The 21,643-nt window shown below is 58.9% G+C and carries 22 protein-coding genes; 11 read left to right on the top strand and 11 right to left on the bottom strand.

Going from position 1 to position 21,643, the window contains the following annotated elements:
• Positions 1 to 3 precede the first annotated feature (3 nt).
• On the top strand, positions 4 to 2,160 hold the full coding sequence (locus EY643_RS16580; protein WP_153240275.1) for a 3-hydroxyacyl-CoA dehydrogenase NAD-binding domain-containing protein: 2,157 nt from the start codon (positions 4 to 6) through the stop codon (positions 2,158 to 2,160).
• Here EY643_RS16580 and EY643_RS16575 read toward each other — a convergent pair.
• From EY643_RS16575 to EY643_RS16560, 4 genes are all read right to left on the bottom strand, one after another.
• The gene (locus tag EY643_RS16575; RefSeq protein WP_153240274.1) at positions 2,157 to 3,641 is read right to left on the bottom strand and encodes a carboxypeptidase M32; all 1,485 of its coding nucleotides are present in this window, start codon (positions 3,639 to 3,641) and stop codon (positions 2,157 to 2,159) included. The two genes, EY643_RS16580 and EY643_RS16575, sit on opposite strands and share 4 nt — an antisense overlap.
• A 42-nt stretch (positions 3,642 to 3,683) precedes the next feature.
• A complete protein-coding gene (locus EY643_RS16570; RefSeq protein WP_153240273.1) occupies positions 3,684 to 4,934 on the bottom strand; it encodes a cytochrome P450 in 1,251 nt (416 codons plus the stop codon).
• 134 nt (positions 4,935 to 5,068) lie between these two features.
• Positions 5,069 to 6,559: a YifB family Mg chelatase-like AAA ATPase gene (locus EY643_RS16565; protein ID WP_153240272.1), complete on the bottom strand. Its 1,491-nt coding sequence runs from the start codon at positions 6,557 to 6,559 to the stop codon at positions 5,069 to 5,071.
• Between the two features lie 42 nt (positions 6,560 to 6,601).
• On the bottom strand, positions 6,602 to 6,865 hold the full coding sequence (locus tag EY643_RS16560) for an accessory factor UbiK family protein (protein ID WP_153240271.1): 264 nt from the start codon (positions 6,863 to 6,865) through the stop codon (positions 6,602 to 6,604).
• Between the two features lie 354 nt (positions 6,866 to 7,219).
• On the opposite strand from EY643_RS16560, the gene EY643_RS16555 reads away from it, so the two are divergent.
• The 5 genes from EY643_RS16555 (at position 7,220) to EY643_RS16535 (ending at position 11,097) form a co-directional block, all read left to right on the top strand.
• The gene (locus EY643_RS16555) at positions 7,220 to 7,939 is read left to right on the top strand and encodes a TorF family putative porin (protein ID WP_170287435.1); all 720 of its coding nucleotides are present in this window, start codon (positions 7,220 to 7,222) and stop codon (positions 7,937 to 7,939) included.
• A 70-nt stretch (positions 7,940 to 8,009) separates the two neighbouring features.
• On the top strand, positions 8,010 to 8,348 hold the full coding sequence (gene glnK / locus EY643_RS16550) for a P-II family nitrogen regulator (RefSeq protein ID WP_133209572.1): 339 nt from the start codon (positions 8,010 to 8,012) through the stop codon (positions 8,346 to 8,348).
• Between the two features lie 30 nt (positions 8,349 to 8,378).
• The gene (locus EY643_RS16545) at positions 8,379 to 9,647 is read left to right on the top strand and encodes an ammonium transporter family protein (protein ID WP_153240269.1); all 1,269 of its coding nucleotides are present in this window, start codon (positions 8,379 to 8,381) and stop codon (positions 9,645 to 9,647) included.
• A 238-nt stretch (positions 9,648 to 9,885) separates the two neighbouring features.
• Positions 9,886 to 10,605 carry a TorF family putative porin gene (locus EY643_RS16540; RefSeq protein ID WP_170287434.1) on the top strand — a complete coding sequence of 240 codons (720 nt, stop codon included), beginning with the start codon at positions 9,886 to 9,888 and terminating at the stop codon, positions 10,603 to 10,605.
• A 153-nt stretch (positions 10,606 to 10,758) separates the two neighbouring features.
• Complete coding sequence (locus EY643_RS16535) at positions 10,759 to 11,097, top strand: P-II family nitrogen regulator (RefSeq protein ID WP_153240267.1); 339 nt, start codon at positions 10,759 to 10,761, stop codon at positions 11,095 to 11,097.
• On the opposite strand, the gene EY643_RS16530 is transcribed toward EY643_RS16535, so the two are convergent.
• From EY643_RS16530 to lptM, 6 genes are read right to left on the bottom strand one after another with little or no spacing between them, the layout of a single operon-like run.
• Positions 11,090 to 11,800 carry an HAD family hydrolase gene (locus tag EY643_RS16530; protein ID WP_153240266.1) on the bottom strand — a complete coding sequence of 237 codons (711 nt, stop codon included), beginning with the start codon at positions 11,798 to 11,800 and terminating at the stop codon, positions 11,090 to 11,092. The two genes, EY643_RS16535 and EY643_RS16530, sit on opposite strands and share 8 nt — an antisense overlap.
• Positions 11,801 to 11,803: 3 nt before the next feature.
• Positions 11,804 to 12,715: a tyrosine recombinase XerC gene (xerC, locus tag EY643_RS16525; protein ID WP_153240265.1), complete on the bottom strand. Its 912-nt coding sequence runs from the start codon at positions 12,713 to 12,715 to the stop codon at positions 11,804 to 11,806.
• Between the two features lies 1 nt (position 12,716).
• Positions 12,717 to 13,418 carry a DUF484 family protein gene (locus tag EY643_RS16520; RefSeq protein ID WP_153240264.1) on the bottom strand — a complete coding sequence of 234 codons (702 nt, stop codon included), beginning with the start codon at positions 13,416 to 13,418 and terminating at the stop codon, positions 12,717 to 12,719.
• A gap of 35 nt (positions 13,419 to 13,453) precedes the next feature.
• Complete coding sequence (gene dapF / locus EY643_RS16515) at positions 13,454 to 14,284, bottom strand: diaminopimelate epimerase (RefSeq protein ID WP_153240263.1); 831 nt, start codon at positions 14,282 to 14,284, stop codon at positions 13,454 to 13,456.
• A gap of 25 nt (positions 14,285 to 14,309) precedes the next feature.
• The gene (gene lysA / locus EY643_RS16510) at positions 14,310 to 15,560 is read right to left on the bottom strand and encodes a diaminopimelate decarboxylase (protein WP_153240262.1); all 1,251 of its coding nucleotides are present in this window, start codon (positions 15,558 to 15,560) and stop codon (positions 14,310 to 14,312) included.
• A gap of 3 nt (positions 15,561 to 15,563) precedes the next feature.
• Positions 15,564 to 15,746, bottom strand: a complete 183-nt coding sequence (lptM, locus tag EY643_RS16505; protein ID WP_153240261.1) for an LPS translocon maturation chaperone LptM — start codon at positions 15,744 to 15,746, stop codon at positions 15,564 to 15,566.
• A 102-nt stretch (positions 15,747 to 15,848) separates the two neighbouring features.
• On the opposite strand from lptM, the gene cyaY reads away from it, so the two are divergent.
• Together cyaY and EY643_RS16495 are read left to right on the top strand one after the other, a co-directional pair.
• Positions 15,849 to 16,172: an iron donor protein CyaY gene (gene cyaY, locus EY643_RS16500; RefSeq protein WP_205743090.1), complete on the top strand. Its 324-nt coding sequence runs from the start codon at positions 15,849 to 15,851 to the stop codon at positions 16,170 to 16,172.
• Positions 16,163 to 17,143, top strand: coding sequence for a DUF3187 family protein (locus tag EY643_RS16495; protein WP_170287433.1), 981 nt, complete (start codon positions 16,163 to 16,165; stop codon positions 17,141 to 17,143). Before cyaY ends, EY643_RS16495 begins: the two co-directional genes overlap by 10 nt.
• Positions 17,144 to 17,208: 65 nt before the next feature.
• On the opposite strand, the gene argH is transcribed toward EY643_RS16495, so the two are convergent.
• A complete protein-coding gene (gene argH, locus EY643_RS16490) occupies positions 17,209 to 18,606 on the bottom strand; it encodes an argininosuccinate lyase (RefSeq protein ID WP_153240258.1) in 1,398 nt (465 codons plus the stop codon).
• A 131-nt stretch (positions 18,607 to 18,737) separates the two neighbouring features.
• On the opposite strand from argH, the gene hemC reads away from it, so the two are divergent.
• The 3 genes from hemC to EY643_RS16475 are packed head-to-tail and all read left to right on the top strand — an operon-like array spanning position 18,738 to position 21,642.
• Positions 18,738 to 19,664, top strand: a complete 927-nt coding sequence (hemC, locus tag EY643_RS16485; protein WP_153240257.1) for a hydroxymethylbilane synthase — start codon at positions 18,738 to 18,740, stop codon at positions 19,662 to 19,664.
• Positions 19,654 to 20,403 (top strand): uroporphyrinogen-III synthase, encoded by a 750-nt coding sequence (locus EY643_RS16480; RefSeq protein ID WP_153240256.1) that lies wholly within the window; start codon positions 19,654 to 19,656, stop codon positions 20,401 to 20,403. The genes hemC and EY643_RS16480 overlap by 11 nt, the downstream gene beginning before the upstream one ends.
• 24 nt (positions 20,404 to 20,427) lie before the next feature.
• Entirely contained in the window at positions 20,428 to 21,642 is a 1,215-nt protein-coding gene (locus EY643_RS16475) for a uroporphyrinogen-III C-methyltransferase (RefSeq protein WP_153240255.1), read from the top strand.
• Position 21,643 lies beyond the last annotated feature (1 nt).

Here is a 21,643-nt window from a genome sequence, read left to right as displayed (position 1 = left end):
AAGATGAGCTATATCCGATTGGAAAAAGACGCCGATGGCATTGTCGACCTGATCTTTGATCAGGAGGGGAAATCTGTAAATGTGATGGGCGAGGAGTACGCCGAGGCCATGCCCAGGGCACTGGATGAATTGGAGGCTATGGGCGATGAGCTCAAGGGCTTGTACATCCGCTCTGGCAAGCCTGGTCAGTTCTTCGCCGGTGGTGATATCACCCTGATGCTGGAGATGGACCTGAACCCGTCACAGCAAGAGCGGGAGGAAATGTATCAGGGCCTGCTGGATGCCAAGGAGCCGCTGGCGAGAATTGAGCGCTTGGGCGTTCCTGTTGCTGTGGGTATCAATGGTCCCGCTCTTGGCGGTGGTTACGAGATTGCGCTGGCATGCCATCACCGTATTGCGCTGGATTCACCCAAGGTGAAGGTTGGTCTGCCGGAAGCCATGCTGGGTCTGTTGCCGGGTGCCGGGGGAATTGTGCGCATGACTCGTATGCTGGGGATGCAGGAGGCACTGACGCTGATCTCGCAGGGCAAGCAGCTCGTTGCCAGCAAGGCGGTGGAGAAAGGTCTGTTGCATGAACTTGCCGCAGACGAAGACGAGATGGCCGCCAGGGCTAAGGCCTGGATCAAGGCCAACCCGGAGGCGAAGCAGCCATGGGAAGAGCCCGCTTACGTGATGCCTGGCGGTACGCCAGACGATGAGGCTACACAGGGCCTCACCTATTTCGGCCCGGTTAACGTGATGAACCAGACGAAGGGCAATATGACCGCGCCTCAGGTGATCATCGCTGCGGTCATTGACACGGCGAGGGTCGACTACGATACCGCGCAGAAGATCGAGTCGCGCTACTTTCAACGCCTGCTACTGGACCAGGTGTCGCGCAATATGATGACCACGTTCTTTGTGCAGATGAATGCACTGGACGCCGGTGCCTCTCGCCCGAAGGGCGTCGAAAAGACCGAGGTTAAAAAACTCGGCATCCTCGGGGCGGGTGTTATGGGTGCAGGTATTGCATTCAATGCGGCCAAGGTAGGGATAGACGTGGTGCTCAAGGATCTCACCCAGGAGAATGCGGACAAGGGCAAGGCCTACGCGGCAGCGGCTTGCGAAAAGAGCCGGCGCATCGATGAAACGCAGGCCGGGGAAATTTTGGCGCGCATCCAGCCAACGGCCGAGCTGGCGGATCTCGCTGGCTGTGACCTGGTGATCGAGGCGGTCTTTGAAAACCGTGAAGTAAAAGCCAGCGTAACCCGTGAAACCGAGGCGGTATTAGGCGAATCCACCATATTTGCTACCAACACGTCGGCCCTGCCCATCACTGAGCTGGCTGCGGCTTCGGTGCGCCCCGAGAATTTCATCGGCATGCATTTCTTCTCTCCGGCTGAACGTATGCCCTTGGTAGAAATCATTACCGGCGAGAAGACCTCGGATGAGTGCCTGGCCCGGGCCTTTGACCTGGCGCAGAAGCTTGGCAAGAAACCCATCGTGGTGAAGGATGCTCCGGGCTTCTTCACCACGCGGGTGATTGGCCAGACCATTACCCAGGGCCAGCGCATGCTCGCCGAGGGTGTGAACCCTGCACTGATTGAGAACGGCGCAGCCTTTAATGGCTCGCCGATGGGTCCCTTGGAAACCCTCGATACCATTTCACTGGAGACCGCCTACCACGCCGCCAACCAGCAGCGAGAGGATGCCGAGGCTCGCGGTGAGACGGTTGAGCCTTCGGCGGAATCCGAAGTGATCCGCATCATGGTGGAAGAGGCGCAGCGGGTCGGCCAGGCCAAGGGCGCAGGATTCTATGACTACGACGCCAAGGGCAAGAAGATAAGCACCTGGGCAGGCCTGAAGGACCTGTTCGCCAGCGATGGTTACATCGATATCCCCTATGAGGATGTTAAGGATCGCCTGCTGTTCTCTCAGGTGCTCGAAGCGATTCGGATCATGGAGGAGGGTACGCTGACCTCAGTTGGTGACGGCAACATCGGCTCCATCATGGGGATCGGTTTCCCGCCCCATACGGGGGGTGTTTACCAGTGTGTGAACGCCTACGGGATCAGTGCGTTCACTGAGCGGGCGAAGGCGCTGGCGGCTCAGTATGGTGATGCTTTCGAGCCGCCACAGTTACTGCTCGATATGGCGGCGAAGGGAGAGTCCTTCGCCTAGTTAAGATATCGCGCGGCGATCGCTGCCTTATAAGCCGCCGTTCCCAGCGGCTCGCCTGTCGCTCGCTCGATCAATTCATCGGGGAGGTAGAGGCAGCCCTGGGAGCGAATGTTCTCATTGAGCCAGCCGAACAGTGGTTTGACATTTCCCTGAGCGAGTCCGGGCATAATCCCGGGCTCGTCGCGTTTGGCGGCGGTAAAGATCTGGGCGGCAGCCATGGCACCCAGTGAATAGGTGGGGAAGTAACCGAACAGGCCTTCCGGCCAGTGGATGTCTTGCATGACGCCGTCTGTATCGCTCTCCGGACGTATGCCCAGGTACTGTTCCATCATGTCGTTCCATGCCAGCGGCAGGTCGGCGATGGCAATGTCATCGGCGACAATGGCTTTTTCGAGTTTGTAACGCAGAATCACATGTAGAGGATAGGTGACCTCGTCGGCATAGACACGGATGAGTCCGGGCTCCACCTTGTGCTGCAAGCGCACGATATTATCGACCTCCCATGCCGGGCCATTGCCACCCAGGATGTCACGCGCCATGGGAACCAGATGGCGAATAAACTCTTCCGAGCGTCCTGCCTGCATCTCCAGCAACAATGACTGGCTCTCGTGCACGGTCATGTCGCGGCTGTTGCCCACCGGTTGGCTGCGCCACTCCTGCGGGCGGCCATCTTCATACAGGGCATGGCCGACCTCGTGAATGACGGCCATCAGGCTGGCGGTGAAGTCTTCTTCGAGGTAGCGTGTGGTGATTCGATTGTCGCCGTCGGCGCCACCGGAGAACGGGTGTGCCGCCACATCCAGCCGTCCGCGATCAAAGGGGAAGTCGAGCGTTTCCATCACTGCGCGGCTGAGCTTTTCCTGCTTGTCCAGCGGGAAGGGGCCTGGCGGCATGATAAGTGCCGGGCCTGCTGCCTGCCTGGCCAGCACTTGCTGCAGAAATTCCGGCAGAAACGCCGCCAGGTCATCAAAAATCGCATCGACCTGGGCCTCACTTCGGCCCGGATCGTACTGTTGCATCATTGCTTCGTAAGGTGTGATGCCGAACAGTTCGGCCTTGATCTGCGCCTCTTCCCGTTTCAGGGCAAACAGCGCCTCAAGCTTGGGCGCGAGGCGTTTGAAATCATTCGCGGGCTTCGCTTCACGCCAGGCCATGGTGGACTCGGAGCGCGCCATGACCATTCTTTCTACCAGATCGGCGGGTACCGCGTTGGCGTTCTGATAAAGGCGCTTGATCTCGCGCAGGTTGGCACTCTGCCACTGATCGAGGTTTTCGTCTTCTGCTTCAGCGATGTAGTCGGCGATCCTGGGGTCTGTCTGGATCTCGTGCTGGATCAGGCTGAGCTCAGCCTCAACTTCGGCGCGGCCGGCTGCCGCCCCGGGCGGCATCATGGTCTCGTGGTCCCAGAACAGAATGCCCTCCGCGTTGCGCAAGGCGGACAGGCGTTTATGGGTGGCTTCGAGTTTTTTGTAGGCGGTCATTTGCTATTCCCTCGGGACAAGGCCCGGGAGAATAGCACAGGTTTATGCCGCGTCGGCGCTAGCTTCAGGGTCGAAGGAAATTTGCATTTCCTTCATGGCGTTCACAAAGAAGGAGCGCACAAACTTCGGTTCTTCGGCGAACCTGGGGTTGCGCAGGCGCGGGATGATCTCTTCGAACATCACGTTGAGTTCCAGTCTTGCCAGGTGGGTACCGATACAGAAGTGTTGGCCAATGCCGAAAGAGCGCAATTGATTGTAGAGATCGGGCATACGCTCGGCGCGGGTTACGTCGAAATTCGTGGCGTCTTCGCCGAACACATCCTCGTCGTGGTTGACGGTGTGGTAATGCAGGATGATTTTGTCGCCCGCTTTCACCTGTTGCCCGCCGAGTTCGCAATCTTCTGTGGCTGTGCGGCGCATGGAGATGAAGGCCGTGTTGAATCGTAGAATTTCTTCTACCGCATTGCTGATTTTATCGGGGTTGTCGACCAGGTATTGAAGCTGGTCAGGGTTTTCCATGAGCAGCCGCATGCCCTGGGCGATCACGGTGCGGGTTGACTCGTTACCGCCCACCAGAATCAGAATGAACATCCATGCATACATGTCCTCGCTGACGGAGTCTCCTTCCAGCTCTGCGTCGAGGAGGGCCCCGGTGATGTTGTCCATCGGCTGCTCCCGGTGCTTTTCCACCAGGCTCATGGCATAGCCTATTGCTTCCATTGCCGCGATCTGGGCGTCTTCCTCAGAGGTTGCCATATCCGGGTCGTCGGCGAAGATCATGGTGTTGGTCCACTCGAAGAACTGCTTGCGGTCCTCCTTCGGTACTCCGAGGAGTTCCAGGATGGCGATGAGGGGGAGTTCTGCTGCAACTTCTTCCACAAACTCACAGGTCCCGCGGTTGGCAACCGCATCGACGATCTCTTTTGCGTGCTTGCGGAACAGAGGTTCGTAGGAATCTACGCGTTTGGGTGTAAACGCATTGCGCACAATGCGGCGGACTTTCTGGTGTCTCGGGGGGTCCATGTTGATGATGGTGTTCTTTTGCATTTCCAGCGCAGCTTCCTCCATTTCCATGGGGAATGCGCCTTGTCGTTCTGACGAGAAGACGAGGGGTTGCTTGGAGACCTCATCCAGGTCCTTGATGCGGGTGACCACCCAGTAAGGTATGCCGGTGATGGGATCCTCCATCTTCACGACTGGCCCGGCTTTACGGATGTCTTTGAGCATGTCGTAAGGCATGCCGTCCCGGTACGTATCCGGGTCGAGCAGATTGGAAAAAGGGCACTGGCTCATACTGGTATCTCCTGTCTTCTGGCAGTGAGGGCACCGCCAGACTAATGACCATTAGTTTGCGGAAAAGTCTGGCACAGGGAGGCATGCAGGTAAAGGTGGGTCGGTCTTATCTATTGGACCGCGCGGCAATTGGCTCAGCTCGCGCGGTAGCCCAGGGCCTCTGCCAGATGAAGTTCATGGATATGGTCTACCTCCGCCATGTCGGCCAACGTAAGAGCGACTCTGAGCGTCCGATGGATGGCGCGGCCTGAGAGCTTCAGACGCTGTGCTGCCTGCTCCAGTATCTTGCGCTCGCCCCTGCCCAGGGTGCAGATGTCCAGTAGACGGTCACTGTGGAGCCTGGCATTGACGCAGTGCTGGCGCTCCAGTTGGCGGGCCCGGCAACGACTGACCCGGCGCCTGACCGTGGCGGAATCTTCGCCATCGTGTTCGCGCTGCAATAGCTGGGCCGGGGCCACTCTCGAGACCTGGACGTGGAGATCAATCCGATCCAGCAGGGGGCCCGACACCCTGGCGGTATAGCGCTGAATCTGGTCAGCCGAGCAACGGCAAGCGCGTTCAGGGTCTCCCAGATAGCCGCAGGGGCAGGGGTTCATGGCCGCGATCAGCTGGAAGCTCGCCGGGTAGCTCGCTTTGTGCCGGGCGCGTGACAGCGTCACATGGCCTGATTCCATGGGCTCTCGCAGGGTTTCAAGGCAGTGGCGGGAAAACTCGGGCAACTCATCCAGAAACAGTACTCCACCATGAGCGAGGGAAGCCTCGCCTGGCAGTGGAGGGCTGCCGCCGCCGATCAGGGCGCCGGCGCTGGCACTGTGGTGGGGTGCGCGGAATGGGCGCACAAGTGCCTCGCCGGGCCTGGCAACGCCACCAAAGTCACGCAGAGCAAGAATGACCAGTGACTCATCGTGGTCGGGTGGTGGCAGGATGCCCGGAAGCCGGCTGGCAAGGAGTGTCTTGCCTGTCCCGGGAGGTCCAGCGAGCAGCAGGTTGTGTCCGCCGCTGGCAGCCACTTCCAGCGCGCGTCGGGCCGCATCCTGGCCGACGACTTCCGCGAGATCACTGCCGGTCTCGCCGGAGGCAGTTACAGCTGGGATTTTCACCGGGTGAAGTGGCACGCTGCCGTTGAGGTGGGCGCAGAGTGTGAGCAGGTCGGGTGGGCCGATGAGGCGCACTTCGGGTACTGCGGCGGCCGTTCCGGCACACTGCTCGGGCGCAACCAATTGTTTACCGCTGGCGCTGGCGGCAAGCGCTGCACATATAACACCGGATACCGCACGCAATCCGCCGTTGAGCGCGAGTTCTCCCAGAAACTCATGATTTTCCAGGCGATCCCTGGGGACCTGCCCAGACGCCACCAGGATGCCCAGGGCGATAGGCAGATCGAAGCGACCGCCGCCTTTGGGCAGGTCAGCCGGAGCGAGGTTGACCGTGATGCGACGGTCGGGAAAGTCGAAATGTGAATTGAGGATGGCGGAGCGGACCCTGTCCTTGCTCTCGCGCACTGCTGTCTCTGGCATGCCCACGATGTGAAAAGCGGGCAGCCCGTTGGAGAGGTGGGTTTCTACTTGTACTGGCGGTGCAGACAGGCCCGCCAGCGCGCGGCTGTGAATAATCGAAAGTTCCATTGCTCTTCCTTGAGCGGCAGGTTCATGTGTTAGCCGGCGTACTTAGTTTTCTTTGGCCAGCGTTTCCAGTTCGGCAGTGAGTTTCTCGAGTTCAGCTTCCAGTGCCACTACACGCTCGCGGGTGCGCTTGAGAATTTCTGCCTGCACGTCAAATTCCTCGCGGCTGACGACATCCAGGCGTGTGAGTGCGCCTTGTGCGAGTGTGCGCACGCCTTTGTCGACCTCGTCGCGCAGGCCTGGGTTGCCCACCATTTCGCCTACCTGTTGCAGGACTTCCCATGGGGGTGGAGGGGGTTTGATCGCCATTGTTACTGCCTTGAGAGTTCTTTGTGGGTGCAGAGTTTAGAGGATTTGACGGGATGGACACAGATCAGAAGCGATCATTCGCGTAAAAACCCCTCATATTTCAGGGATGCTCCATTTTGGCGCACTAACTTGGTGCGTGGTGCGTAATTGGTGCGAAGAGAGCCTTCTTTTGGTGCGCAGGGTGAGGGGTGGTATTACGGCTATACATCTATGTGATTGAAATAAATGAGAAATAAGCAATCTGGCACACCATCTGCTATCTAATGGGCAGATTTGTATAGCACGCACAGTGTGCCCGAAATAGACGAAGCAATACTGATCTGACACTTAAAACGAATCATGGAGATTTGGAACATGCTTAAGAAAGTACTCCCCGCTGCTCTCGCCGCTTCAGTACTCGCAGGTGCAACCGCGACCTCAGTACAAGCCGCTGAAATCAGCGCTAACGTAGCCCTGACAAGTGACTATCGCTTCCGCGGTATTTCCCAGTCTGACGAAAGTATCGCCCTGCAGGGTGGTTTCGATCTGGGCTTTGACAACGGTATCTATGTCGGTACCTGGGGTTCCTCTGTCGATTTTGACAGCGCAGATGGCTTCGATGGCTCTCTGGAGCTGGACTACTACGTAGGCTGGGGCATGGACATTGGCGAGAATTCCGCTATCGATGTTGGCTACCTGTACTACGACTACCCCGGAGATGACGGTGACGAAGGCGACTACCAGGAGCTGTACGGTTCCTTCTCCTTCCACGACTTCACTGTGGGCATGGCGTACTCCGACGACTACTACGGCGAAACTGACACGTTCTTCTACTACTACGCTGACTACAGCCTGGGCCTGGGCGAGACATTCACTCTCGATTTCCACGTTGGCTTCAACGACCTGGATGAAGACGGCGGTTTCCTGTCTAACGAAGAAGACTCTTACACCGACTACTCGGTGGCTCTGAGTGCCTCCTGGCTGACTGCTGATTTCTCTGTCGCCTATGTGGGTACCACACTGGATGAGAAAGACGTATTCGACACCGATTGGGGTGAAGACACAGTCGTATTTACCATCTCCAAGAGCATGTAAACATACGTGACTCTGTAACACGTGGCGCCTCATCCGCGGGGCGCCATAACAAGAACTCCAGGAGAGAAACATGAAATTAATCACGGCTATCGTGAAGCCCTTCAAGCTGGACGACGTGCGCGAAGCGCTGTCAGAAATCGGCGTTCAGGGCATCACCGTGACTGAAGTAAAGGGTTTTGGGCGTCAGAAAGGCCACACCGAGCTGTACCGTGGCGCTGAGTACGTTGTCGACTTCCTGCCCAAGGTGAAAATCGAAGTGGCTGTGGCTGAGAGCGTGGTCGACCAGACTATCGAAGCCATCACCAAAGCGGCCAACACCGGCAAGATCGGCGACGGTAAAGTCTTTGTCTCACCGCTTGAGCAGGTTATCCGGATTCGTACCGGTGAAACCGGCGAAGAAGCCATCTAAACCCTTTTACTGTCTGCAGAGAGTATTCCCATGGAAAACAATATTTTCGAACTACAGTACGCAATGGACACGTTTTACTTTCTTGTCTGTGGCGCACTGGTAATGTGGATGGCAGCCGGCTTCGCAATGCTCGAGGCTGGTCTGGTCCGTTCCAAAAACACAACTGAAATTCTTTTGAAGAACGTCGCCCTGTTTGCAGTGGCATCCACCATGTACCTGATCTGTGGTTACCACTTCATGTACGACGGCGGTATGTTCCTGTCAGGTGTAACCACCGTTGCCCAGATGGACGACGCTGCCGTTGCCGCTGTACTGGAAGCCTCCAAGGAATCTGGCTTTGGCGACATGGGCGAATACGCCGGCGCTTCTGACTTTTTCTTCCAGGTTGTTTTCGTAGCAACTGCCATGTCCATCGTATCCGGTGCTGTAGCTGAGCGCATGAAGCTGTGGGCCTTCCTGGCTTTCGCAGTTGTCATGACTGGCTTCATCTACCCGATCGAAGGCGGCTGGACCTGGGGTGGCAAGGCAGTTCCCTTCATTGGTGAGCTGAGCTACTCCGACTACGCGGGCTCCGGTATCGTCCACATGGCTGGTGCTGCTGCTGCCCTCGCAGGCGTTCTGCTGCTGGGTGCCCGTAAAGGTAAATACGGCCCTGAAGGCCAGGTTAACGCCATCCCCGGTGCCAACCTGCCCCTCGCGACTCTTGGTACCTTCATCCTGTGGATGGGCTGGTTCGGCTTCAACGGCGGTTCTACCCTGAAACTGGGTGGCATCGGTGTTGCCAACGAAGTGGCCAACGTGTTCCTGAACACTAATGCAGCTGCCGCTGGCGGCCTGATTGCTGCTCTTGTTGTCGCGCGCATCATGTTCGGCAAGGCCGACCTGACCATGGCCCTCAACGGTGCCCTGGCTGGCCTCGTAGCGATCACCGCTGAGCCTGCTGATCCGTCTCCCCTGTTGGCGACTATCATCGGCGCAATCGGTGGCATCATCGTTGTGTTCTCCATCGTTACTCTCGACAAGCTGAAGCTGGACGATCCTGTTGGCGCCATCTCCGTGCACGGTGTGGTAGGCCTGTGGGGTATCTTCGCAGTACTGCTGTCCGACGCCGACGCGACCTTCATGGGTCAGCTGGTAGGTACTCTGGTGATCTTCGTCTGGGTATTCGGCGCGAGCTTCATCACCTGGTTCGTACTCAAGATGATCATGGGTATCCGGGTTGGCGAAGAGGAAGAATACGAAGGTGTGGACATCTCCGAGTGTGGTATGGAGGCATACCCCGAGTTCACTAACTCGTAACCATCTTGCGGGCGCATTGTAATAATGCGTGTACTTGGGGGGCCTTTTGGCCCCCCTTTTTTGTTGATAGTCTGCAACAAATTCACACTCTCACTCCGCAATAAGTCCTTAATTACTTCACCTTCCCTTCCTACACTAGGCGTCGCTGTAGTACCGACAATAAAGCGGTAGCTCACTCTGTAGGGGTAGCTGATAAGGGGGCACAGCTAAAACACACACCTATATGGAGATAGTGAAAATGTTGAAAAAATTACTCCCCGCTGCAATTGCAGCATCCGTGCTGGCCGGTGCCACCGCGACAACTGTACAAGCTGGTGAAATCAGTGCGAACGTGGCCCTGACCAGCGACTACCGTTTCCGCGGTATCTCACAGTCTGACGAAAGCATCGCTCTGCAGGGTGGTTTTGACTACGCCTTCGACAATGGCATTTACCTCGGCACCTGGGGTTCTACGGTTGATTTTGACAGCGCAGACGGTTTCGACGGCTCCCTGGAGCTGGACTACTACGTAGGCTGGGGCATGGACGTTGGCGAAAACTCTGCTATCGACGTGGGCTACCTGTACTACGATTACCCCGGAGATGACGGTGACGAAGGTGACTACCAGGAGCTGTACGGTTCCTTCTCCTTCCACGACTTCACTGTGGGCATGGCGTACTCCGACGACTACTACGGCGAAACTGACACGTTCTTCTACTACTACGCTGACTACAGCCTGGGCCTGGGCGAGAACTTCTCCCTGGATTTCCACGTTGGCTACAACGATCTGGATGAAGACGGCGGTTTCCTCTCTAACGAAGAAGATTCCTACACCGACTACTCCGTAGCCCTGAGCACTTCATGGCTGGCAGTTGATTGGTCCCTCGCTTACGTGGGTACCACACTGGACGAGAAAGACGTGTTCGATACCGATTGGGCTGACGATACCGTGGTATTTACTGTCTCCAAGAGCATGTAAAAGCGACGTTTGTCACGAAAGGGCGCTTCGGCGCCCTTTTTTGTGGGTGTTGCCTGGATGTTGGTCCCGGGATGCCGCATCGATGACCCAGCTCAATTTACAGTTCAGGGATTAACTCCTATAGTTAGTCGCTCTTCACTCAGGAGTCACTCCATGAAACTGGTCACTGCCATTATCAAGCCCTTCAAACTGGACGACGTGCGGATGGCGCTGTCGCAGATTGGTGTTCAGGGTGTCACTGTTACAGAAGTTAAGGGCTTTGGTCGGCAGAAAGGTCACACTGAACTTTATCGTGGCGCGGAGTACGTAGTGGATTTCCTGCCAAAGGTGAAGCTGGAGATCGCGGTGGCGGAGGCGGAAGTCGATAAAGCGATTGAAGCAATCATCTCCGCAGCCAACAGCGGTAAGATCGGCGACGGCAAAATTTTTGTCTCCTCGCTCGAGCAGGTCATCCGGATTCGTACTGGCGAGACCGGCGAAGACGCTATCTGATATTGCCGGCTATCCGGGCGATGGCTGAGGGTAACTCGGCCAGCTCGGTAATCTCCATGTGTGCCCGGGTCCCGCCCGGCCACTCTGTTCCTCGCAAATTAACCCACACAGTGTGAATGCCCACTTCAAGAGCACCGCGGATGTCGTGGTCCGGGTTATCACCCACGTGAATGATTTCTGCAGCTGCCGCGCCCGAGCGTTCCATCGCGGCGTGAAACATATCGGGTGCCGGTTTGCTGGCGCCAAATTCCTCGGCAAGGAAGGCGAAGTCGAAGTGTTCGCCGGCGTCGGTCTTGTAGATGTCTGCGTTGCCGTTGGTTAGAGCGCCGATGCTGTAGTCCCTGGCAAGGGTTTCCAGCACCCCCAGGGCCTCCTCGTAGAGCTCTACACGGTGGCGTTCGCGCAGAAATTCAGCAAAGCCCCTGTCAGCGCCCTCATCGGCCTGGGCCTGGTTGTAGCCGGCGGCCAGCTGAAGTTCCCGCAGCATCTGCATGCGCATGGCGGTGACGTTGTGGGCCAGCTCTGGGTGACGACGCCACAGGTCTTTTTTGAATGCCCACAGTTCTTCGTGGCCGTAATTCTCGATGGTGCCGGGGCGGTGTTGCAGCAGCCATTCGCGCTGGGCGTCTTCCGCTCGCAGCAGCGCAGGCTCCACATCCCAGAGGGTATTGTCGAGATCGAAGGTGATGACCTTGATCGCCATGGCTTAGTCCTGCTTGCGCCGCTTGGCGCGGGGGTGAGCGGCGTCGTAGACCTTGGCCAGATGTTGAAAATCCAGGTGTGTGTAGATCTGGGTGGTGGAGATGTTGGCATGCCCCAGCAGCTCCTGTACGGCGCGCAAATCACCCGAGGATTCCAGCATGTGGCTGGCAAAGGAGTGGCGCAGCATATGTGGGTGAACGTCCTGGTGCATGCCCGCTTTGCGGCCCTGCAGTTTCAGGCGGGCCTGAATGTTTCGAGCGCTGATTCGCGTGCCGCGATTGCTGGTGAACAGCGCTTGATCGTCTTCGCCGTTCATTGCCGGCGGGCGCACTGCCAGCCAGGCGTCGATGGCCTCAAGCGCCGTTGAGCCTACCGGTACGGTGCGTGTCTTGCTGCCCTTGCCGGTGACCGTGAGCAGGCGGGAGTCGCGGTCGATATCAACGATATCGATGCTTGCCAGCTCAGCGAGGCGCAGTCCCGAGGAATAAAAGAGCTCGGCAATGGCCCGGTCGCGAAGGCTTGTGGGATTGGTATCGTCGAATTCCAGATAGCGGCCCATCTGGTCTGCGTCCATGGTTTTGGGCAATTTCCGTGGTTTGCGCGGCGCTTGCACGCTGGCAGCAGGGTTGCGCGGGTAGCCATTTTCCTTGCCGAGGAAGTTGAAAAAGGAGCGGGCTGCCGACAGGCTGCGCTGGATGCTGCTGCCCGCAAGGCCGCGCCGGTGGAGCAGGCTCGCCCAGGCGCGAATATCAGCCTCGTTCAACTGGTCGGCACTGGGTCGATTATTGCTTTCAGACCAGGCCTGTAGTGACTGTAGGTCACGCTCGTAATTGCTGAGAGTGTGCGGGGAAAGTTGGCGGACGTCCCGCGAATAGGTGATGAAACGCTGGCAGGATTTGGCCAGGGACTCGCTCACATCAGTCCGCCGCTTGCAGTTTTGGCAACAGTCTCGCCACAACTTCGGCGATGTGAGACAGGAACAGGGTGTCCATGTTGCTGCTGTACTTGTTGGCGTCTGAGCTACCTACTGCGAGGATGCCAACCTGGCCATTTTTTACCAGAGGTACGAGAGCCGCGGAGCCCACGTCGCCGGCATCCGGGAACAGGTAGCTGAGTTCTTCCTTGCGGAGCACACCGCAGACAGGTTTGTTGCCCCGCAGCAGACCGCCGATCTCAATTTTCGCAGACTCGATGCTTTCGATACGGCATTCGACCGCTGTGTCAGGCTCTCCAAAGAGGATCATACTGGCGTGCTCTACCTTGAAGTCTTCGGCCATGGACTGCATGTAGTTTTTGTAGAGTTGTTCCTGGTCTCTCGCGTCTAACAGTGAGAGCACCAACTGGCGGGTCTGGTCGTAGAGTTTGTCGTTGGCACGGGCGTTGGCGGTGAGGCTGTTGAGGCGATGACGCATCTCCATGTTGCGCTCGCGCAGCACGCTGACCTGTTTTTCCACCAGCGAGACCGCGGAGCCAGAGGCGTGTGAGATGTGCAGGTGGTCCAGCATGTCAGGATTGCGCTGCAGGAAATCGCTGTTGTCTTTGAGGTACGCGCGCACCTGTTCGTCGCTCAGTTCTATATCGGCTATTGCCGCCTGGGCTGGTTCGTTGCCTGCTGACATAATGTCGCTCCCCTGCTGGTCGGGGCGCTGGCCCCTCAGATTTTTATTGTGCCTTCGAACACCACCGCAGTGGGCCCTGTCATAATCACGCCCTGACCGTCCCCGGGCCAGGATATGGACAGCTTACCGCCGGGCAGCTGAACTGTCACGGAATCCTGCAGCCAGCCTCGCTGCAGGCCGTAGACAACCGCGGCGCATGCGCCGGTACCGCAGGCGAGGGTCTCACCGACCCCGCGCTCGAAAACCCGCAGCTTGATCTCATTTTCGCTGACTATTTGCATGAAACCGGCGTTCACGCGCTGGGGAAAGTCCGGATGATTCTCGATCTGGGGGCCAAGGTCTTCCAGGTCCATGGCGTCCACATCATCAACCCGGGTAACAGCATGGGGATTACCCATCGACACGGCGCCAATTTCGAAAGTCTGGTCGGCCACAGCGAGGCGGTAACTGTCGGCCTGTTGCTCCGCCGCAAAGGGAATATTGGCGGGAGCGAATTCAGGGACGCCCATGTCGACCTCGACCTGGTGCTGTTCATGGGCACGCAGGGTGATGACGCCCCCCGCAGTTTCCACCTTCAGCACACGCTTGGCGGTCAGTTTCTTTTCACGCACAAAGCGGGCAAAGCAACGGGCGCCGTTGCCACATTGCTCTACCTCGCCGCCATCGGCATTGAATATCCGGTAGCGGAAGTCCACTTCGGGGCTGCCCGGAGGTTCTACCAGCAGGATCTGGTCGCAGCCCACGCCAAAGCGCCGGTCCGCGATGTTGCGAAAGTCCCGGGGGCGAAGTTTGCAGCGCTGGCTGACAAGGTCAATAACCACGAAGTCATTGCCTGCACCGTGCATTTTGGTGAATTTCAGGATCATGCCCTTAGTGTACTCTCAATGCCCGCTAATCGGGGAGGCGGGCTTCGCCGCGGATCAGGTCCTCAAACTCTTCCCGGGCTCGCACAATGTGGGCCTGGTCGCCGTCGACCATGATTTCGGCCGCGCGCGGGCGCGAATTGTAATTGGAGCTCATGGTAAAGCCGTAGGCACCGGCGCCGGACAGCGCTAACAGATCGCCCGGGGCGACCGTGAGCTCGCGGTTCTTGCCGAGGAAATCGCCGGTCTCACAGACTGGCCCTACCACGTCCCAGGTCGCCGTCTGGCCCTCGGAAGCGAGGTCAACCTGGCGGATGTCCAGCCAGGCCTGGTAAAGCGCTGGCCGGATCATGTCGTTCATGGCGGCGTCGACCAGCGCGAAGTTGTGTTCGGCGGTGGGCTTGAGGTAGTTCACCCGGGTTACCAACAGGCCGGCGTTGGCGGCAATGGAACGGCCGGGCTCGAACACCAATTTGAGCGGCCGATCGCCGAGCTCGGCGCGCACCGCGGCGATATATTCGGCTACCGAGGGGGGTTGTTCGTCTTTGTAGCAGACACCGAGGCCGCCCCCGAGGTCCAAATGGTGCAGTGTGATGCCCTCCGAGGCGAGCTCGTCTACCAGCGCCAGCAGGCGCTTCAGGGCGTCGATGAAGGGGCTGATCTGGGTCAGTTGGGAGCCGATATGGCAGTCGATACCCACCACCTCGATCGACGGGAGTTCCGCCGCCCGGCGATAGACTGCCATGGCCTCCTCGACAGTAACGCCGAATTTATTTTCGCGCAGGCCGGTGGAAATGTAGGGGTGGGTCTGTGCATCGACATCGGGGTTAACACGCACGGAGACGCGGGCCACCATGTTCTTTTCCGCCGCGACCCGGGCCAGTAGCTCTAATTCGGGTGCGGATTCCAGGTTGAAGCAGGCGATGTCCAGGTCCAGCGCGCGGGCCATCTCGGCAGGTGTTTTGCCGACCCCCGAGAAAACGATCTTTGCGGGGTCACCGCCGGCGGTGATCACGCGTTCCATTTCGCCGCCGGACACAATGTCAAAGCCCGCGCCAAGGCGGGCCAGAATGTCGAGCACAGCCAGATTGGAGTTGGCTTTCACGGCGTAGCAAATCAGGTGTTCTGCACCTGACAGCGCATCCTGGTATTCCTTGAAACGGGCCTCCAGCGCTGCGCGGGAATAGATATAGCAGGGCGTGCCGAAACGCTGCGCGATGGCGGCTATCTGTAGTTCTTCAGCGCAGAGCTGGTTGTCGCGGTAGTTGAACGGTTCCATGGTCTATTCCGATTGTGCAGGAGAGTCGGCGATCTCGGCGGTGTCAGCCGTTGTCTCGGCTGGGGCCGGCTGCGAGCTGCGAGGCTGTGGCGCCTCGCCGGGCAGGTAGAGTGGCCCGGTCTGGCCGCAAGCCACAAGCAGGGCCGGCATGACCAGAGCCGCTATCCGAACGACTGGAGATCGCATGATACTTTCCTGAAAATTCAAAAGCGGCAAGTATACCTGCCGGTAGTAAGCCGTGCGAGCAGCCCTTATTATTGTGGCTAACTTTGGCGTGATGAGATTATCGTGATATCTGAGAATGAATTTGGTGAGCGTGTTGACGCTACCTTCGAGGCTGTTGAATTGGCTCTGGACGAGATCGACAGCGATCTCGACTATGAGGCCGGCGGTGGCGTGTTGACCGTAGACTTCGAGAACGGCACCACCATGGTGTTCAGCCGTCAACCCCCGGTGCGCCAACTCTGGTTGGCCGCGCGCTCCGGCGGATTCCATTTCGAGTATGACCACGAGGCCGATGACTGGCGCAATACGCGCGACGGGCAGTTATTCCGGCCGTTCGTGGTAGAGCAGATGCGCACCCAGGCTGGGCTGGAGTTCGAGTGGCTGTAAGGCGGCTTGTGGCGCTGGTCCTGGCCACCGCGGCACTGCCTGCCGCCAGTCAGGACAATGAGCCTCTCTACGCGAAAAACCTGAGTCCCGTCAGTGGCCTGTTCGGCCTGCCTTCGCAGCGTTTCGCGGGCACCGGCCCGGCTGGCGCGTTGGATTTCAGCCTGCACACCAGTGTCGCTAATAACTACATCAACGAAGCCCGTGGCGATGAGCAGGTCAATCTCGATGGTGAGACCCTGCGGTTGGCGCTGGAGTTGCGCTATGCCATCGCCGACAACTGGGACCTGCAGCTCGAAGTCCCCTGGCTGGATCACTCCGGCGGCAATCTCGATTCGCTGATCGATAACTGGCACGACTTGTGGGGCATGTCGGATGGCGGTCGTTCGGCCGTGGACCAGGATCTGCTGGACTTCAGCTACGCTGGCCCCAGCGCAGAGTTTGGCTTTGATGACGACGCTTCCGGCATCGGCGACACAAGCCTTTCTCTCACCTGGCAGTTTGCGCGCGATGAGATTTTTGCAGCCAGTGTCTCGGCGGGCTACAAGTTCGGCACCGGTAACGAGAATGACTTCCTGGGCAGCGGCGAAGACGATGCCTATCTTGTAGCCCGTTTCTCCGGAGACCATCGCAACGACGAAATCCCTCTGCGCTGGCACGGCCAGCTGGGCTATCTCTACGCGGGTGAATCCGATTTATTGGGAGCAGCCCAGGAGCAGGACTTGTGGTTCGCTGGGCTCAGTATGGATTGGGTCCTGAGCGAGCGCTGGTCGTTGATCGGCCAGATTGACGCTCACGCTGCGCCGATGAGTAGCGAAGTCACGGCGCTGGGTGATGAGGCGGTGATGCTAACCGCAGGTGCAAGATGGCGATTCAGCCCGGGGTGGGCCGTGGACTTGTCCATCGTCGAAGACATTCAAGTCGAAACTGCACCGGATGTGATTTTCCAGGGAAGCCTGAGATATCGCCCATAGCACCATGGGGGAACAGCTGGAAAGCGGATCTCCGCCGCTCTCGAAACTGCATCCCCGGAAAGAAGCTACCGAGACTCAACCAACGCCAATGCCCGCCCGGCGGCCGCCGCCACCTGATTGGGAGCTGTGCCGCCAAGATGATCGCGAGCACCGATGGATCCCTCAAGTGTCAGAACATCGAATACGTCTTCGCGGATGTCCGCGCAGAACCCCTGCAGGGTTGCCAGTTCCATCTCAGCCAGATCGAGGCCGGTCTCAACGCCGTGCGCTACCGCGGTGCCCACAACTTCATGTGCATCCCGAAACGGCAGCCCGAGCCCGACCAGGTAGTCGGCGAGATCGGTAGCAGTCGAGAAACCTGAGCGAGCAGCTTCGCGCATGTTTTCCACGCGGGGTTTGATTGCGGGAACCATGTCGGCGAACGCGCGCAGCGAGTCCAGCACTGTGTCGACGGTATCGAACAGCGGCTCCTTATCTTCCTGGTTGTCCTTGTTGTAGGCCAACGGTTGGCTCTTCATCAGGGTCAGTAGGGAGATCAGGTGGCCGTTAACCCTGCCAACCTTGCCGCGAACCAATTCCGGTACGTCCGGGTTTTTCTTCTGCGGCATGATGGAAGAACCCGTGCAGAAACGGTCGGGGAGTTCGATGAAGTTGAACTGGGCCGATGCCCAGATCACCAGTTCCTCTGACATGCGCGACAGATGGGTCATCAGCAGCGAGGCGAAGGAGCAGAATTCAATCGCGAAATCGCGATCGGATACGGAATCCAGTGAGTTTTCGGTGGGTTTGTCGAAACCGAGTGCTGCCGCGGTGTGTTCCCGCTCGATCGGGTAGGTCGTTCCTGCGAGTGCTGCAGCGCCCAGTGGCGACTGGTTCATGCGCGTACGGCAGTCCATCAGGCGGCCGTGGTCACGCTCGAGCATCTCGTTCCAGGCGAGCAGGTGATGGCCGAAGGAGACGGGCTGTGCAGTCTGCAAGTGGGTGAATCCCGGCATGATGGTGGCGGTGTTGTCTGCCGCGAGACCGATGGTGCCGCGCTGCAGGCGAGTGAGTTCCTCGGCGATGCGATCAATCGCGCTGCGCAGGTACAAGCGGATGTCGGTCGCAACCTGGTCGTTGCGCGAGCGGCCGGTGTGCAGCTTCTTGCCAGTAATGCCAATGAGTTCGGTCAGGCGCGCTTCAATATTCATGTGCACGTCTTCCAGTTCGATCGACCAGTTGAACTCGCCGGCTTCAATCTCAGCGGCAACCTGGTCGAGGCCGTCCAGAATCTGCTCTAGCTCAGCCTGGGTCAGGACACCCACGCTGGCGAGCATGCTTGCGTGAGCGCGCGATCCAGCGATGTCCTCGGCGGCCATGCGCTGGTCAAATGTGACCGATGCGGTATAGCGCTGCACGAAGCTGTCGGTGGGTTCATTGAACCTGCCACCCCACAGTTTACTGGTGTCTTTATCCTTGCTCATTGCCCTCTCCCACTGGGTTTAAATCAATTTTTGCTGTTTTTGAGGCCGCGAAGTATACCAGCTTCGGCGCCTGTACAGTGGTATCATGCGCACTTCCGTTATCACCCGATGCAAGAGCCAAGGAAAGACAGATGTCCCGCAAATTGACCATCGCCACCCGCGAGAGTCCGCTCGCCCTGTGGCAGGCCGAGTACGTTCGCAGCGCCCTCGAGGAGGCCCATCCAGGGCTCGAGGTTGAATTGCTGGGAATGACGTCGCGCGGTGACCAGTTGCTCGACGTGCCGCTGGCGAAGGTGGGGGGCAAGGGCCTGTTCGTGAAGGAGTTGGAAACTGCGCTGCTCGACGGCAGTGCCGATATCGCGGTGCACTCCATGAAAGATGTGCCGATGGAGTTTCCCGACGGACTGGCCCTGGGGGTGATCTGTGAGCGTGAAGATCCTACCGACGCATTTGTCAGCAACAGCTATCCAAGCCTCGATGCGTTACCTGCGGGCAGTGTTGTCGGTACGTCCAGCCTTCGTCGCGAGTGCCAACTGCGTGCGCAGCGGCCCGATCTTGAGGTCAAATTCCTGCGTGGCAATGTGAACACCCGCCTGCGCAAACTCGACGACGGTGAATACGATGCCATTATTCTCGCCAGCGCCGGATTGATCCGGCTGGGTTTTGGCGAGCGAATCGCAGCTACCATCAGCGTGGAGGATTCACTGCCCGCGGGCGGACAGGGTGCGGTAGGCATTGAGCTGCGCACAGATGACAGCGATACCCTGGAACTGCTACAGGCGGTTCACCACGAGCCCACTGCTCGCAGGGTGATCGCCGAGCGCGCTGTGAACCGGGCGCTGCAGGGCGGCTGCCAGGTGCCGATCGCTTGTTACGCGGACTATCGTGACGGGGAGTTATGGCTGCGTGGCCTGGTGGGCCGGCCAGATGGCAGCGAAATTCTGCGTGCAGAGGCACAGGCGCCCGCCGCAGAAGCGGACGCGCTGGGGCAGGCTGTGGCCCAGGATTTGTTGGGTCAGGGTGCGGGCGAAATCCTCGCCGAGGTCTATGGCAACTGAGTTGCCCGCGGTGCTGGTGACGCGGCCATCCGGGCAGGGCGACAGCCTGAAGGGACGGCTGCGGCAATTGGGTTATCGGCCTCTACACCAGCCGATGCTGGAGCTCACAGCGCTGGAGGAAGTTTCTCCACAGCAGCGCCAGCTCCTGTTGGATCTGGACCTCTATGAGCACGTTATCTTTATCAGCGCCAATGCCGTGCGCTTTGGATTCTCCCTTATCGACGACTACTGGCCACAGCTGCCAGCGGGGCTTGGTTGGTACGCCATTGGCGGCATCACCGCTGGGCTACTGGCCGAGCGCGGCCTGGATGTTATAGAGCCAGGCGCCGAGATGAGCAGTGAAGGCTTGTTGGCGGTCGAATCCTTGCAGGATGTCGCGGGGGCCAGGGTGCTAATCGTAAAAGGTCAGGGCGGTCGCGATACCTTGCGCAGGGAGCTGGATGCGCGCGGTGCCAGAGTCGATGAATTGGCCTGTTATACCCGGCGCTGCCCAGTCCTGCCGGCGGGTGAGCTTGGCGAACTGTTAAGCCGAGAGCAGATTGAAACAGTGCTGATATCCAGCGGCGAAGGTCTGCAGAATATGCTGACATTGCTTAGCGAGGAAGAAAGCACTAAGTTTAGGGATATTCGCCTCGTTGTGCCGTCTCCCCGGGTGGAGAAGCAGGCGCGCGAGGCAGGTTTTACGCAGGTGAAAACAGCCGCTAACGCCTCAGATGAGGCCATGCTGGCTGCCCTGTAACAGCGCTAATCCGGAGAAAAGCGAGTGAGCGACGAAGAGCAAAAGCAGGTCGGTGAAGAAAAAGAAAAGCCGGCCGTCACCGAAGAGTCCAAGCCTGATCAGGGCAAGTCTGCCGAGTCGCCGCCACGATCGGGGAGCCCCCTGGTGGATAAGGGGTCGAGCAAAACCGACGCGCCGGTAGCTCCAGTTGCGCCTTCTACAACATCTTCTGCCACACCGCGCAAGGGTTCATCCTTTATCGCCTGGCTGGCCTTGCTGCTGGTGTTGATTCTCGGTGCCGCCGCCGCCTGGACGGTGCAGCAGGGCATGCAGCGAGAAGCGGCGCTGCAACAGCGCATGGATGCAATGAGCGAGGAACTGGCCGGTGAAGATATCGATCTGGATGGCTTCGAGCGCAAGCTGCGCCAGCAGATTGATCGGGGTATGGAAGCATCGAGCGCCGCGATTACCCAGCAGAACGCCGAACTGGCTGAGCTACGCGGCCAGATCCGCGATCAGCAGGAGCGCCTCGCCAGTTTCAGTGCCAACGACCATGAAGCCTGGCTGCGGGCAGAGGCGCAATATTTGCTGCGTCTGGCTAACCAGCGCCTGATTATGGCGCGCGACGTGGTCTCTGCGCAGGCTCTGCTTGGCAGCGCCGACAGTATTCTCGAAGAATTGGGTGACCCCTCGCTGTATGAGGTGCGAGCGGCTGTCGCCTCTGAGCAGGCAGCCCTGCGAGCGGTGCCCAAGGTGGATGTGGAGGGTATCTACCTCAGCCTCTCGGCGCTGATCGAGCAGGCCGACGCCCTGGTGATATTCCAGATGCTGGAGCCGGAAGCACAGCCTGAGCAGGCGCCCGCTGACGACTGGCAGAACCGACTGGAGCGTGGCTATGAAGAAGCAACCCAGAAACTCTCGGACTACATTGTTATTCGCCGTCGTGACGTGCCCATGCGCGCCCTGATGGACCCCCAGTGGGAGGGCTTGGTTCGCCAGAATCTCAGGATGTTGCTGGAGCAGGCGCAGGTAGCTCTGCTGTCGGGTAACCAGACGCTGTACACCGAGAGCCTGCAGCGCTCGCTGCACTGGGTCGAGCAGTTTTCCGACTCTGATGAAGTAGGCGCTAGCGCCATGGCGCGGGAAATTCGCCAGCTGGAACGGCGCACCGTGCAGGTGATTATGCCGGACCTGACTCGCTCACTGAAGGCTCTGGATAAAGCGATGAAAACGGCAATACAGCAAGGGGGCTTGGAGTAAG

This window comes from Halioglobus maricola (genome assembly GCF_009388985.1).
GTDB classification, from domain to species: Bacteria; Pseudomonadota; Gammaproteobacteria; order Pseudomonadales; family Halieaceae; genus Halioglobus; species Halioglobus maricola.
This window is presented reverse-complemented; position numbering and strand designations above follow the sequence as displayed.